Raw genomic sequence first — 14,691 nt, forward strand, 5'->3', positions numbered from 1 at the left:
AACCATAATATGAAACTTATTAAACCTTTTTGTATTTCAATTCTTTTGTTATTGATTTCAAATGTAAATGCGCAGGAATTTAAATTAGGAAAAGTGTCTATTGCTGAATTGCAAGAGAAAGCGCATCCGAAAGATACAGCAGCTGCAGCAGCGATATTATATAAAAAAGGAAGTTCAAGAATCGAGTACAATCAAAATGATGGATTTGTTACGGTAACTGATGTTGAGACCAGAATTAAAATCTATAAAAAAGAAGGTTATAGTTGGGTTACTCATAAGGTTTGGTATTATAACAACAGTAATATATCTGAGAAAGTTTCTTTTAGTGATGCGATTACTTATAATTTAGTAGATGGCAAAATCGAGAAAACAAAGTTAAAGAGCGAAGGAATATTTGATGAAGTTCGCAATAAATTTAGTGGACAAAAAAATAACAATGCCCAATGTAAAAGAAGGCTCAATTGTTGAATTTAAATATACCATTAGAAGTCCTGCCAGAATGATTAGAGAATGGGATTTTCAAACCAGCATTCCTGTAAATTATTCTGAATTTGTAACATTTGTTCCAGAATATTATACTTTTAATTCAAGACAAAAAGGATATGTTTTTCCTAAAATGACAGTTGAAAAAAACAATAAGTCGATAATTATATCTTCTAAAGAAAGGGTTAATTCAGGCGGGTTTACAGCTACAAGAACAGAATTTTCTCAGGACAAGTTTGATTATATAGAAACAAAAACTACTTATGTTGGAGAAAATTTTCCAGCGATGAAAGATGAGGCTTTTGTAAATAACATTGATAACTACACATCAAGTATTCAGCATGAATTGTCTATGGTAAAATTTCCAAATGAGCCCTTAAAACCTTATTCAACAGATTGGAATTCGGTCGTAAAAACAATTTACGATTATGAAACTTTTGGACCTGAATTAAATAGAACCGGTTATTTTGAAGATGATTTAAAAGTGATTTTAGCCAATAAAAATTCTGACGAAGAAAAAATTATGACAATCTTAAATCATGTAAAATCGAGTGTAAAATGGAATGGATATTACGGTTATGATTGTGATAACGGGGTACGAAAATCATATAAAGGAAAATCAGGAAATGTTGGTGACATCAATTTAATGCTTACTGCAATGTTACGTTATGCTGGTTTAACAGCAAATCCGGTTTTGGTGAGCACACGTTCAAACGGGATTCCTTTGTTCCCAAACAGAACAGCTTTTAATTATGTTATTGCCGCAGTTGAAACTCCAAATGGAAATATTTTACTAGACGCAACCGATAAATTTTCGACACCTAATATCTTGCCATTAAGAACACTAAACTGGCAGGGAAGATTAATTAGAAAAGACGGAACGTCAGAAGATGTTAATTTAATGCCCAGCAAGCCATCAGGTGATAATGTTTTTATCAATTATACTATTGACAACGAAGGTAAAGTTACCGGAAAAACCAGAAGACAATGTACAGATTATAATGCAATGATAACGAGGGATAATATTTCTGGTTTGAAAGAAGAAGAATATCTGGAGAAACTGGAGAACGAAAATAATAAAATAGAAATAAGCGAATATTCCAGAACAAACGAAAAGGAAATTTTATTGCCAATTGTTGAAACTTATTCTTTTACAGGAAATAATTTATGCGAACAAATTGGGGGTAAAATCTATATTAATCCGATGTTGTTTTTTACAAATGAAAAAAATCCTTTCAAGCAGGAGCTTAGAGAATATCCGGTTGATTTTGGTTTTCCATTTGCAGATAAGTATAATATTACTATTCAAATCCCGGAAGGTTTTTCAGTAGAGAGTCTGCCGGCGCCTGCAGTTATGACAATGGAGGATAATTTAGGTACTTTCAAATATAATATTGCAGTAAGCGGAAATTCTTTACAATTAGTTGTTGCACATCAGATTAATGAAGCTATTGTAGGAACTGACAAGTATGAAATGCTAAAAGAATATTACAAGGCAATGATTGCAAAAGAAACAGAGAAAATAGTTTTAAAAAGAATATAACATCATCAAAAGATTAGGTTAATTTTGTTTTAAAAATATAATCATGGATTTGAAAAATGCACAACTAGAGGTTGATACCTGGATAAAAGAACACGGAGTTCGCTATTTTAATGAATTAACAAATATGGCGCAGCTTACCGAAGAAGTTGGTGAAGTTGCCCGAATTATTGCCCGCAGATATGGCGAGCAGTCAGAAAAAGAAAGCGATAAAAATAAAGATTTAGGCGAAGAGCTGGCCGATGTTGTTTTTGTGGTTTTATGTTTAGCGAATCAAACGGGAATAGATTTACAAGCTGCTTTTGATAAAAAAATGGATTTAAAATCGGTTAGAGATAAAGATCGTCACAAAAACAACGATAAATTGAAATAATTGTGAAATATCAGTTATAAACTTTGAATTATGAGTTTTGAATTTTGAATTATGAATGGGGAGTGGTAAATTGCATGCCTGAATTAGGTTTCTAATCCATCATAATTCAAATTCACCACTTACAATAAAAAAATGAATTTAAAATTAAGCACGAATTCACCATTCACCATTGATAATTCTCAATTAAATATAACCGGATCAAAAAGCGAAACCAATCGTTTATTATTACTGAAAGCATTATTTCCAAACATTACATTAGCCAATACATCAAATTCTGATGATAGCGAAGTAATGCAAAAAGCTTTAATTGGAAATGACGAAATTGTAGATATTCATCATGCAGGAACTGCAATGCGTTTTTTAACAGCTTATTTTGCTGTAAACGAAGGCAGAGAAGTCGTAATGACAGGTTCAAGCAGAATGCAGGAACGCCCGATAAAAATTTTAGTAGAAGCTTTGGCACAATTGGGTGTTGAGATCTCTTATGAAAAAGAAGAAGGATATCCGCCAATACGAATTAAAGGAAAAAAAGTTACAGCTTCAAAAGTAACTTTGGCTGCAAATGTGAGCAGTCAGTATATTTCAGCTTTATTACTAGTCGCTTCAAAATTAGATAACGGTTTAGAGTTGACATTGGAAGGTGAAATCACTTCAATTCCTTACATCAAAATGACTTTGGCTTTGCTAAATGATTTAGATATTCAAACCAGTTTTGAAGGAAATGTTATAAAAGTATATCCAAAAACAGAAGTTGCAGCTAAAGAAATGGTTGTAGAATCTGATTGGAGTTCGGCATCTTACTTTTTTAGTCTGGTTGCTTTGTCTGATTCAGCTTCACTTACATTAAGCAGTTATAAAAAAGACAGTTTGCAAGGCGATTCAGAGTTGGTGTCACTTTATGAAAAAATGGGTGTTCAGACTACGTTTGAAAACAATAAAATGACTTTGGTAAAACAAAAGAATTTTGAGTTTGAAGATGTAAATTTTGAATTAAATAATACTCCGGATATCGCACAAACAATTGTTGTAACTTGTTTAGGTCTGGGAATTGGCTGTCATTTAACAGGTCTCCATACTTTAAAAATTAAAGAAACAGACAGATTGGAAGCGCTTAGAATTGAATTGACAAAATTGGGAGCCAATATTTCTGTTACTAATGATTCTTTGACTTTATTGCCTTCGCATAATATTAATCATAATGTAAAAATCGGCACTTACAATGATCACCGTATGGCAATGGCTTTTGCTCCTTTAGCCCTGAAAGTTCCAATTATTATCGAAGATGCCGAAGTAGTTTCAAAATCATATCCAGATTTCTGGAATGATCTTAAAGCATTAAATTTCGAAGTATCAGAATTGTAAATAAAAATATTCGCCACGAATTCACGAATTTTAAATAATAATTCGTGAATTCGTGGCAAAAAATGCATAGCTTCCAGTTTTAACTGGAGGTTTTTTTATGATTATTGTTTTCGGCTTTAGCCAAATAAAATTATTGACATTTTACAAGAATCCGGATTAAATGAGCTTATACCACTTATATGTTAAAAAAAATCTTTTTTAATCAACTCGAAACACCACTAAATCAACGACTTTTGAAAATAAACAGCAAAACACTTGACAACGCCTATCTCACAATCGTATATTTGCACACGATTTATAATTTTAGATAAAAAATCTAAAATCTACACTCTAAAAATCACAATGCCAATATGAAATTATCACATTTTCAATTTAACTTACCAAAAGAACTTTTAGCGGAATTTCCAGCAGAAAACAGAGATGAGTCTCGTTTAATGGTAATCGATCGTCAAAAACAAACTATAGAACATAAAATGTTTAAAGATGTTATCAACTATTTTGATGACGGAGACGTTTTAATTCTTAATAATACTAAAGTTTTCCCTGCACGTTTGTACGGAAACAAAGAAAAAACAGGGGCAAGAATTGAAGTTTTCTTATTAAGAGAATTAAATTCAGAGCAACGTCTTTGGGACGTTTTGGTAGATCCGGCCAGAAAAATCCGTATCGGTAACAAACTTTATTTTGGTGACGATGATTCGTTAGTTGCTGAGGTAATTGACAATACGACTTCTCGTGGTAGAACATTACGTTTTTTATATGACGGTTCTTACGAAGAGTTTAGAAACAAATTGACAGAACTTGGGGAAACTCCAATTCCTAAATACATCAACAGAGAAGTAACAGCTGAAGATGCTGAAAGATACCAAACAATCTACGCAAAAGAAGAAGGAGCTGTAGCGGCACCAACTGCTGGTTTACACTTCTCAAAACACCTTTTGAAAAAACTGGAAATTAAAGGAGTAAACTTTGCAGAAGTAACACTTCACGTAGGTTTAGGAACTTTTAATCCGGTTGAGGTTGAAGATTTATCAAAACATAAAATGGATTCTGAGGAATTGATCATTAAACAAGAAGCTTGCGATATTGTAAATGCTGCAAAAGTGGCTAAAAAACGTATCTGTGCTGTTGGAACAACTTCAATGCGTGCTATTGAAAGTTCAGTTTCATCTCAAAATACTTTAAATCCTTACGAAGGATGGACAAATAAATTCATTTTTCCTCCTCACGATTTTAGTATTGCAAACTGTATGATTACAAATTTCCACACACCAAAATCAACATTATTAATGATGATTTCTGCTTTCTGTGGACATGATTTAATGAAAAAAGCATACGAAGAAGCAATCAAAGAAGGATACAAATTCTATTCTTACGGAGATGCAATGTTGATTCTATAATTTGCAAGTCAAATCAAATATAAAACCTGTCAGAAATGACGGGTTTTTTTATGGTTTAAAAGTTTCAGGTTTCAGGTTTCAAGTTGAACGCATCGTTGAGCTAACCTGAAACTTGAAACCTGAAACAAAATTAACTAACTATTATAGCATTTTTTGTTATTTTTACCTTTCAAAAATTATACAATGACTTTTCAAAATACACGCGAATTCGCGAAACAACTTGACTCACAAGATACTTTAAACCATTATCAGGATCAATTTATATTTCCTAAAGTAAATGATAAACGCGTAATTTATTTTACGGGAAACTCTTTAGGTTTACAGCCCAAACGCACCAAAGCTTATATCGATGAAGTAATGAATGACTGGGCAGAACTAGCCGTTGAAGGTCATTTTTATGCTCAAAAACCATGGTGGGATTATCAGGAAAGATTTGCAGAACCATTGAGTAAAATTGTTGGTGCTTTACCATCAGAAGTTACGGTGATGAACACTTTGACAGTAAATCTTCATTTGTTGATGGTTTCATTTTACCAGCCAAAAGGCAAACGTTATAAAATTATCTGCGAAGAAAAAGCTTTTCCATCAGATCAATATATGTTTCAGAGTCAGGTTCATTTTCATGGATATAAAACAGAAGATGCAATTGTAGAAATCAAACGTCGTGAGGGTGAACATAATATTCGCCTGGAAGATGTTCTGGCAAAAATTGAAGAAGTTGGAGATGAACTTGCTCTTGTTTTAATTGGCGGTGTAAATTACTATACAGGACAAGTTTTTGATATTAAAACCATCACCGCTGCGGGACACAAAGCTGGAGCAAAAGTGGGTTGGGATCTGGCACACGCCGCCGGAAATATCAAACTTGAATTGCACGATTGGAATGTAGATTTCGCTGCATGGTGCAGTTATAAATATATGAATTCAGGTCCGGGAAATGCTTCTGGTTGTTTTGTACATGAAAAACATCACAATGATGCTGATTTACCAAGATTTGCAGGCTGGTGGGGACATAATAAAGAACGTCGTTTTAAAATGGAACCAACTTTCGATCCCGTTCATGGAGCAGGAGGATGGCAAATTAGTAATTTACCTGTTCTTTCATTAGCGCCTTACCTGGCTTCAGTTGAAATGTTTGCTGAGGTTGGAATGGATGCTTTAATTGCAAAAAGAGATCATATTACTTCTTATTTAGAATTTATTCTGCATGAAATTGATAAGGAAGTAAAAGGTAATTTTGAAATTATTACACCTTCAAATCCCGAAGAAAGAGCTTCTCAATTGTCTGTTTTTTTACACGGAGAAGGAAGAAGTTTATTCGATTATTTAATGAAAAACGGAGTTATTACAGATTGGCGTGAACCTAATGTAATTCGTCTTGCACCAGTTCCATTGTATTGTTCTTATGAAGATATGTATGATTTTGGACAAATTCTGAAAAAGGGAATTTTAGAGAAATAAAAGAATCTTGCGAAGTTTTTGTTTCACGCAGATTTAAGCAGATTTTAAAATATTTTTCAAAAAGAATCTGCTAAAATCCATTTTAAATCTGCGTGAAAAAAAATCAGCAAATAAAAAAATCCGTTTTTAATCCGTGTTTTGCTTTAGCAATTCGCCTCATCCGCGTTCTAATCTACAGGGCAATCTTCAAATTCTATAACCTTTCCTCAAAATCCTGTAACTTTAACAAAAGCTATCTTCGTTAATTTGTAGTGTATAATAACTTAAAACTACAATCATGAAAACTGTATATATATTACTAGTAGCCCTATCAATTGTTTCTTGTCAGAATCAATCAAATGCGGATATGAAAAAAGCGAAACAGGCAAGTATAGATTCCATGAAAGTTGCAATTGAACAACAAAGAGTAATGGACTCGATGAAAACGGAGATGGCAAAAATAAAAGAAGAGCAACGAGTAGAATCTCAAAAAGTGGTAGTGGTACATCAACAGGCTGCAAACGGAAATACTGCAACTACGACAACTACAACTAAAAAGAAAGGCTGGAGTGCTACTGCTAAAGGTGCCGTAATTGGTGCCGGAGTTGGTGCTGCAACCGGAGCAATTGTAAGTAAGAAAAAAGGTGAGGGTGCAATTATTGGTGGTCTGGCCGGCGCCGCTTTAGGAACTGGGACAGGTGCCGTTATTGACAGTAAAAATAAAAAAGAGTAAGCTAAATAGCGCTATATATAAAACCCCGATCTGGATTTCCAGATCGGGGTTTTGTTTTTATACTAATTCTGGTGTTGGAATTTTTATTGCTGCTAATTCCAGTTTATAAAAATCGAACTGATATTTGATTTTTTCTGCATCGCTTCTAAAATAGAAACCGGATTCAAATAAATTCTGATAATAATCAATACCTTCCAGAAGATTAGCTTTAAAACTGTTCCATTTTTTAAGTTGGTTGGCAGTAACTTCGCCGGAAATAGTTTCAATCTCGTTTCTAAAATAATCGATATACATCTTTAACTCTTTCACAAATAAATTAGGACGATTTTTAGCCCTTAAAACAGATTTATTTCCATAAATATGCTGCAACATATCAGTCAGTGAAACTTCTTGATCAAAATACGCCATATTAGGGCCAGGACAAATAACAACACCCTGGGCTTGTCCTTTTATTTTAATATCATTTTCTAAATAGGAGGAATTGGCTAAACCAACACACAAACATGATTTTTCTGTGATTTTAGTTTTAGCATTCTCAAAAGCATTAATCGAAAGAGTGTTTTTGATACTATCTAATTCGGCTAATTTTATGTCCTGATATTTTTTTGAGGCTGTACAAATTCCGTGTGGATCATATTCTTTACTCAATGCCAGAAATTTTTTAGGACAAGAGCTTCCTGCTTTATTCTCGTGGATTCGTTTTTGTTTTAAAATTTCATTTGATGTGCCTCTCACAGTATTAAAAGGAACTCCCAATGGTGAAATATGACTCAAATACAAATCTTTTTCTTTCGCATTTATCAATAAGTTACGGGTTGTCTGGTCTACAGATGTTGCTTCGGGTACTAATAAAAAAGGAGAGCCCCAGCCAACAGAATCGACCTCGTATTTTTCTAATAAAAATTCATGTTCTTCCGCAGTTCCAACGCCGCCCTGAACGGTAATTTTTAAAGGCAGGGGCTGATTAGGAGTAGGAGCATTTTTTTGTTGTAGTACTTTGACCATCAATTCATGGGCAGATTGAATTAATTGTTCTTTTTTTAGTTTAAATTCTTCCAAGATAGTTCCTAATAAAAGGCCATCAGTGGCAAAAGCGTGTCCGCCGCAATTTAAACCAGATTCTATACGATATTCAGAAACCCAAAGCCCTTTTTTAGCTAAAAAATTTCCCTGAATCATTGCAGATCTAAAATCACTAACCTTTAGAATAATTTTCTTTTTAAGTTCGCTTTTTTGATTTGGAAAAAATCTGAAAAATTTTCAAAGTAACTGTAAAGTCTTGGATTCATTCCTGCAGAAAGTACCACTGAAGATTCAAGATTACTCTTTGCAAAACCTCTTAAAGCAGCATGGGCGTCATTAAACTCAATAGGGAGCTGTTCATTTTTGACAAAATTATCTTTGTCGAGTTTCGTCATGATATTTACATCAATTTCACCTGGAAAAAGATTGGATTCGATGTAGTTTTGAATGTTTTCTTTGAATAAAATTCCATCTTCCAGTAAATTTTGAAAACCTTTTTTAATGTCAGAAGTATTGGGTAATGTTGCTATAAAATTCTCTAAAGCGGTTTTACTTTCAGCTAATTCTGTTTTAAAACTTTCAAACTTCTGTTTTACGATTTTATCTACTAAGTTTAGATACGAAGTGATTCTTTCGGCGCGATAATCATGGAATTTCTGATTTATTTCTTCATATGGAAAATTGAATTTGGTGCTGTAAAAATCACGCATCTTTTCAATTAAATCATCATCAGCTATAGAAATTACAGACGAAATCCCGTATTGCGCCACTCGTATCGGGCTGTCAATAGTATAAGCGAGTCCCATTACCGGAATATGAAAGGTATGTAAAGGCCTTTTTGTCATTTGTTTTCAAATTAAAATAAAAACAAATGTGAAGAAAAATAATTACTGAAAACCTGATAATTATCAGGTTCGAGGTTTCTTTACATAGCCCACGGTTTCAACCGTGGGAGACGGGGCGTAAAATACATTGTGTTCCAACGGTTAAAACCGTTGGCTATGTCAACAAATAAAAAATTTGCGGAAATTCGTGTAATTCGTGGCTAAAAAATACTAAATCAAAATCTTCTTCAAAGATTCTGCAATGCTTCGCCATAAAAAATTATAGAATGATTTTTCCTGAATTCTTTCAAGTTCAACCTCGGCGGTTTTTGCTTTGTCTTTTGAGTCGTTTTTCACTAATAAATTAACGATTGCAGATTTTAATTTTGCTTCTTTTTCCGGGTTTTTCTTTTTGAATAATTTCATCTTCAGATCGTCATAATCTAAAGAGGCATTTCCTTTTGAAATATCATCATTTCCATAAAAGTTAAAACGGTATTTATTAAAAACACCTGTAAATGAAGCATTCATATAAGGCTTACTGAATCTGCCCATCGCTGCTACATCAAAATTTGAAATAACGCCCTGAATATGAAAACTGTCTTTTTTATCTAAAACATTAAAGCTCCAATTGACATCCAAAGGCGATGTTTTCATAAATACACAATTCACTTTGATTTTTACGTCGGCAGTTTTTTTCAACCCAAAACCACTTCTCAAATTTGTTGCCTGCAGATTAAAATGATCAAAGTTTAAAACCCCCGGGCCTTTCGAAAAATCAATTTCTTCTTCGTAAACCAGTTTTGATTTCAAGACTTGCAAAGTATCAATTTGTAGCGGAAATTTAATATTTCGTAATAAATGATTGTAAAGATATTTTTTGCTTAAATCATCTTTTGGCATTTTTCCACGATAGATATTGGCATCAAAATGATTGATTACAAGTGAATTTGCTTTAAAGAAAAAACGATCATTTTTAAAACCCCAATCCATTTTTGCTACTTGGGCTGAATCGAATTTTAGCGTATAAATATCCTTTTCCTTATCTAAATGCTTAATAAAATCTCGTCGGTTAAATTGAGGGAGATTAGAAAAATTATTGATTTTTATAAAGTTTTTTTCGGTACTTATTTTGCCAATGTTAATATGATAAAAAGCACTTGGTTTGTAAAATAAGCTATCAATTACTAAAGCGTAACTTTCATATCGAAGCGGAATTTTTTCGTTTAAGGTTGCATCGGTGATTAAAATACCTTCCAGTTTTAAAATCATTTTTTTAATACTGAAAATTGGTTTTTGAGAATCTAAAGAAACAACATCCACAGATGCGTCATTTAAATAAATGTTTGAAACAGCAATTATTTTACGAAAGGGTGCGATAATTTCATTCTTAATGCTTTTGCTGTTATTCAAAAGTTTTTCACCTTTTTTATATAAAATGACTCTGGGTTTATTGATTATAATGCTCTCGGCCTGAATAACGTCGCGAAAAGCCAAATCCCAAATATTAAAATGCTGAATGGTAATAGATTCGATTTTCGAAAAAAGCCCGTTTTTGCTGTCTTTAGGTTCATTTTTCGGGCTTACTAATAATGTCTCGGCGTAGATATTTCTGGAAAAAAGCGATACTTCAATTTTTTCGTAATTGATGTTATACGGCGTATTGTTTTTTTCGTGAATAATAATCGGAAGTTGTTTTTTGATCCAGTAATTCAGACCAATATTGGCAAAAATCACAAGTAAAAAAAGGGAAATTACACCGATTGCTATTTTTTTATATACTGACATTTATAGGATTGGTTTTAAATACATAAATTTAGGCTTTTAAAAAAAGGATTATTACATTATTCTCTTTATTGGTTACATGATTTTACAAACCTTATTATTTACTTATTTCAAAATATGAGAAGATTTAAAAAATTTCTGCTGGTTTTATTCGTACTTATAGTTGTAATTGGAATAGGTTTGTGCGCTTACATTTTTCATTTAAAGCCTAAATATGAAGGTGAATTAGAGCTTAAAAACATCCAAAAAGAAACCATCGTTTATTTTGATGATTTTGGTGTTCCCCATATTTATGCCAATTCTGAAAAAGATGCAATGACAGCTTTAGGTTATGTACATGCGCAGGAAAGATTATGGCAAATGGAATTATTACGCCGAATTGCTCCAGGAAAATTATCAGAGATTTTTGGATCTGTTGCACTTAAAAACGATATGTTTTTCTCGGGTATTGGTATCGAAGACGCTTCGGCGAAAGCCATAGCAAAACTGGATAAAAACAGTCAGAGTTATCAATTAACCATGGCGTATTTAGACGGAATTAACCAATATTTGGATGAAGGCGTAACGCCAATTGAATTTACTTTGGTTGGTGTAAAAAAGAAAAAATTCACAATAGAAGATGTTTATAATATTTTTGGATACATGTCTTTTAGTTTCGCAATGGCGCAAAAAACAGATCCTTTATTAACAGATATTCGAAATAAATACGGTTCTGCCTATTTGAAAGATTTAGGAATTGAAGGCGAATTTAATACGACACAAATCAAAAGTTCAAAAGAAAATATTGAAGAATATACAGCAATTTCAAAGTCGGTTGCGGCTTTGCTGGATAAATCGCCGATTCCACCATTCGTGGGCAGTAACAGCTGGGTTGCAGGACCAAATAAAACCAAAAGCGGAAAAGTAATTTTTGCGAATGATCCGCATATTGGGTTTTCACAGCCTGGGACTTGGTACGAAGCGCATTTGGTAACGCCAAATCATGAATTGTACGGTTGTTATTTGGCCGGAACGCCGTTTCCGTTATTGGCGCACAATCGCGATTATGCTTACGGATTAACGATGTTTGAAAATGATGACATCGATTTTTATCAGGAAAAGAATAAAGCCGGAGATTCAACTCAATACCAAACGCCTGATGGTTTTGCAAAATATCAATTGATCAAAAAAACGATTAAAGTAAAAGATAGTTCTGATGTAGTTTTAACTGTAAAATCAAGTCGACACGGACCTATTATGAATGATTTGCTGGAACGTTTAGATCGTAAAAATCCAATTGCAATGACGTGGACTTATACCCAACAGCCGATTCAGATTTTGGATGCTGTTTATGGGCTTTCGCACGCTAAAAGCAAAGATGATTTTAAAAAAGCAGTACAATTAGTTGCCGCGCCGGGATTGAACGTAATGTACGGCGATGCCAAAGGAAATGTAGCTTGGTGGGCAACGGGAAAATTATATAAACATAATAAAGGCGTGAGTACGTACTTTATTTTAGACGGTGCCTGCGGAAAAGATGATATTGCAGAATATCTGGATTTCTCCAAAAATCCATCTGCAGAAAATCCTGAATGGGGTTACGTGTATTCCGCCAATAATCAGCCGGAAGCTATTGATGGCTATTTATATCCGGGATATTATTTGCCTGAAGATCGCGCAAAAGAATTTCGGGTTTAATGGATGCAAAATCAAATTGGGATAAGGAAGAAATTAGTAAAATGATTTATGATAATACTTCTGATATCTCGATGGGAGTTGCTCAAAATTTAATTTCGAATTTAAATAAAAAATCTCTTTCGATAGAAGAAAGACAGGCAATTGGAGTTTTAAAAGCCTGGAAAGGAACTAATAATTTAGAAGATATTGCGCCAACTATATACAACAAATGGATTTATTTGTACTTGAAAAATACTTTTGAAGACGAAATGGGATCTGATAATTTTAATTTATTTCTTGGGGTGAGTTTAGGAAAACAAATTATAGCCAGACAGATTGTAAATGAAAATTCGGTTTGGTGGGATAATATAAAAACCAAAAACGTAAAAGAAACCAGAAGTGAAATCGTATCAAAATCATTTCACGAAGCGATTACAGCACTTAAAAAACAATTAGGAAATAATGTTCCGGATTGGAATTGGGGAAAAGTTCATACCGTAGAACATGAACATCCGCTTGGAAAAGTAGCGGCTTTACGTAAATTATTTAATGTTGGTCCATTTGCAGATCCAGGATCCAATGAAGTGATCAACAATCAGTTTTTTGGATATAATGAAGAAGGGAAATATTATGTAAAAGGCGGACCTTCAACCAGAAGAATTGTAGATTTTGCTGATATTGAAAACAGCTGGAGCATTTTACCAACCGGACAATCCGGAAATCCTTTCAGCAAACATTACAACGATCAGGCTGATATGTTTGTTCATGGAAAATTCAGAAAAATGAAGTTGAATAAAGAAGAAATTATAAAAACTTCGACAAAATTAGTTTTCAAACCAGAAAAAAAATAGTTTGATTTGTTTCAGGTTTCAAGTTAGTTCAAAGGTTAGAAAAAACCTTTGAACCTTTGCAACTCTGAACCTTTGTGCCTTACTTAGCCAATAAATACTTCCCTTCAACAACATCTTTGGCATAAATATCCAGATTGTTAAGCAGGACTTTGTTGGTTGTCATTGCGTTTGTAGTTTGGTAAGCCGTATTTTTTTGATATTCTTTTAATAATGTTTCCAGTTCTACTTCGTTGTAAAAGGCAAACATATTATAAACTGCATCTCTGAAGTTTTTAAAGTTGATGGTTTCAGTTATTTGAACCGTTTTTTGCTCGTTCCATTTTTCTTTATAGGCCGTTTCGTTTATTTTGGTCAAGCAATAATCAACAAAATAGGTTTTGTAATTGGTTACATCAATAATTTTGTTCACTATAATAGTATTTTGCTGGGTTGGCATTGGAGCCTTAGCAACCGAAGTTTGAGAAATACAAACAGCAGGAACAAACATCAATAATACAAGAAACAGAAAGTAGTTTTTTTTCATAGGTTATCTTAAAATTGATTACACTTTTTAAGCTGTAAATCAGGTTGATTTAGATTTTAAATATTATTTTTTGGGCTTGGCTAAAATAGTTTTTTTGTTCTGAATATTCAATGGAAAAAATGACTTTTAAATAAAAAATCTCCGATAGCAAATTTTAAAATTTCTGCTGTCGGAGATTTGTAAAGTAATAGTGAAGAATAGCATTTTCAATCCTTTATTTTCTCGAAGTTCGCATCGCTTTTACGACTTTTAGGTTTTTATCTTTTGATAATTTTTGGTATTCCGGAGTTTCAATTCCGTATAAGGCAATTTTCCCATTTTCATCATTATGAATTCCCCAACCGTATCTTTTGGTTAAAGGCGAAGCGCGAAAACACGCCTGACCTTTTGAGAAAAATTGTTCTCTGGATTTTTCATATTCTGATTTGGTTAAATCATTTTTATCTGCAAAAACCTGAAACAAAACATCATCAGAAGAATATTTATAAGGATTTTTGCTGATCATGTCAAACTCAATATTGGCAACAGTTTTTTTGTCGCCTTTTTGCTGCGGAATTTCGCCTTTTACAATCGGACAATCTTCTGCAACTTCAATAAAAGTATTTTGATAATTTGTAGTGTGAACTTTCATATCATTTATTGATTAAATAGCTGAGCTAAAATAATCATTTTCAATAAAAAAAACTCTAACAATCCAG

At 32.9% G+C, this 14,691-nt stretch carries 10 protein-coding genes and 2 pseudogenes; 8 read left to right on the forward strand and 4 right to left on the reverse strand.

The window, feature by feature from the left end:
* Positions 1 to 9: 9 nt before the first annotated feature.
* From ACZZZT_RS05235 to ACZZZT_RS05265, 7 genes are all read left to right on the forward strand, one after another.
* Positions 10 to 468, forward strand: a complete 459-nt coding sequence (locus ACZZZT_RS05235) for a hypothetical protein (RefSeq protein ID WP_463459646.1) — start codon at positions 10 to 12, stop codon at positions 466 to 468.
* Positions 437 to 2,026: a transglutaminase domain-containing protein gene (locus ACZZZT_RS05240; RefSeq protein ID WP_463459647.1), complete on the forward strand. Its 1,590-nt coding sequence runs from the start codon at positions 437 to 439 to the stop codon at positions 2,024 to 2,026. The genes ACZZZT_RS05235 and ACZZZT_RS05240 overlap by 32 nt, the downstream gene beginning before the upstream one ends.
* A 43-nt stretch (positions 2,027 to 2,069) precedes the next feature.
* Positions 2,070 to 2,396: a nucleotide pyrophosphohydrolase gene (locus tag ACZZZT_RS05245; protein ID WP_243231461.1), complete on the forward strand. Its 327-nt coding sequence runs from the start codon at positions 2,070 to 2,072 to the stop codon at positions 2,394 to 2,396.
* Between the two features lie 132 nt (positions 2,397 to 2,528).
* Complete coding sequence (gene aroA, locus ACZZZT_RS05250; protein ID WP_463459648.1) at positions 2,529 to 3,758, forward strand: 3-phosphoshikimate 1-carboxyvinyltransferase; 1,230 nt, start codon at positions 2,529 to 2,531, stop codon at positions 3,756 to 3,758.
* A 350-nt stretch (positions 3,759 to 4,108) separates the two neighbouring features.
* The gene (queA, locus tag ACZZZT_RS05255) at positions 4,109 to 5,158 is read left to right on the forward strand and encodes a tRNA preQ1(34) S-adenosylmethionine ribosyltransferase-isomerase QueA (RefSeq protein WP_073397792.1); all 1,050 of its coding nucleotides are present in this window, start codon (positions 4,109 to 4,111) and stop codon (positions 5,156 to 5,158) included.
* A gap of 183 nt (positions 5,159 to 5,341) precedes the next feature.
* Positions 5,342 to 6,619, forward strand: a complete 1,278-nt coding sequence (gene kynU, locus ACZZZT_RS05260) for a kynureninase (RefSeq protein WP_318804581.1) — start codon at positions 5,342 to 5,344, stop codon at positions 6,617 to 6,619.
* A gap of 277 nt (positions 6,620 to 6,896) precedes the next feature.
* Positions 6,897 to 7,331, forward strand: coding sequence for a YMGG-like glycine zipper-containing protein (locus tag ACZZZT_RS05265; protein WP_042563676.1), 435 nt, complete (start codon positions 6,897 to 6,899; stop codon positions 7,329 to 7,331).
* A 57-nt stretch (positions 7,332 to 7,388) separates the two neighbouring features.
* Here ACZZZT_RS05265 and ACZZZT_RS05270 read toward each other — a convergent pair.
* Both ACZZZT_RS05270 and ACZZZT_RS05275 read right to left on the reverse strand, forming a co-directional pair.
* Positions 7,389 to 9,199 (reverse strand): annotated as a pseudogene (locus ACZZZT_RS05270) (hypothetical protein).
* Positions 9,200 to 9,409: 210 nt separating this feature from the next.
* A complete protein-coding gene (locus tag ACZZZT_RS05275; RefSeq protein ID WP_463459649.1) occupies positions 9,410 to 10,966 on the reverse strand; it encodes a hypothetical protein in 1,557 nt (518 codons plus the stop codon).
* Between the two features lie 114 nt (positions 10,967 to 11,080).
* Between ACZZZT_RS05275 and ACZZZT_RS05280 the strand changes: the two are divergent.
* Positions 11,081 to 13,470, forward strand: a pseudogene (locus ACZZZT_RS05280) (penicillin acylase family protein).
* 79 nt (positions 13,471 to 13,549) lie between these two features.
* Here ACZZZT_RS05280 and ACZZZT_RS05285 read toward each other — a convergent pair.
* The gene (locus ACZZZT_RS05285; RefSeq protein WP_463459650.1) at positions 13,550 to 13,993 is read right to left on the reverse strand and encodes a hypothetical protein; all 444 of its coding nucleotides are present in this window, start codon (positions 13,991 to 13,993) and stop codon (positions 13,550 to 13,552) included.
* A 214-nt stretch (positions 13,994 to 14,207) separates the two neighbouring features.
* Positions 14,208 to 14,624: a DUF6157 family protein gene (locus ACZZZT_RS05290; RefSeq protein ID WP_463459651.1), complete on the reverse strand. Its 417-nt coding sequence runs from the start codon at positions 14,622 to 14,624 to the stop codon at positions 14,208 to 14,210.
* Positions 14,625 to 14,691: the final 67 nt, after the last annotated feature.

The organism is Flavobacterium sp. AC274 (assembly GCF_979258275.1).

Excerpts from the sequence above, each read along its gene's own strand:
- ACZZZT_RS05235 (WP_463459646.1), top strand. The coding sequence starts at position 10 with ATGAAACTTATTAAACCTTTTTGTATTTCAATTCTTTTGTTATTGATT.
- ACZZZT_RS05240 (WP_463459647.1), top strand. The coding sequence starts at position 437 with ATGCCCAATGTAAAAGAAGGCTCAATTGTTGAATTTAAATATACCATT.
- ACZZZT_RS05245 (WP_243231461.1), top strand. The coding sequence starts at position 2,070 with ATGGATTTGAAAAATGCACAACTAGAGGTTGATACCTGGATAAAAGAA.
- aroA (WP_463459648.1), top strand. The coding sequence starts at position 2,529 with ATGAATTTAAAATTAAGCACGAATTCACCATTCACCATTGATAATTCT.
- queA (WP_073397792.1), top strand. The coding sequence starts at position 4,109 with ATGAAATTATCACATTTTCAATTTAACTTACCAAAAGAACTTTTAGCG.
- kynU (WP_318804581.1), top strand. The coding sequence starts at position 5,342 with ATGACTTTTCAAAATACACGCGAATTCGCGAAACAACTTGACTCACAA.
- ACZZZT_RS05265 (WP_042563676.1), top strand. The coding sequence starts at position 6,897 with ATGAAAACTGTATATATATTACTAGTAGCCCTATCAATTGTTTCTTGT.
- ACZZZT_RS05275 (WP_463459649.1), bottom strand. The coding sequence starts at position 10,966 with ATGTCAGTATATAAAAAAATAGCAATCGGTGTAATTTCCCTTTTTTTA.
- ACZZZT_RS05285 (WP_463459650.1), bottom strand. The coding sequence starts at position 13,993 with ATGAAAAAAAACTACTTTCTGTTTCTTGTATTATTGATGTTTGTTCCT.
- ACZZZT_RS05290 (WP_463459651.1), bottom strand. The coding sequence starts at position 14,624 with ATGAAAGTTCACACTACAAATTATCAAAATACTTTTATTGAAGTTGCA.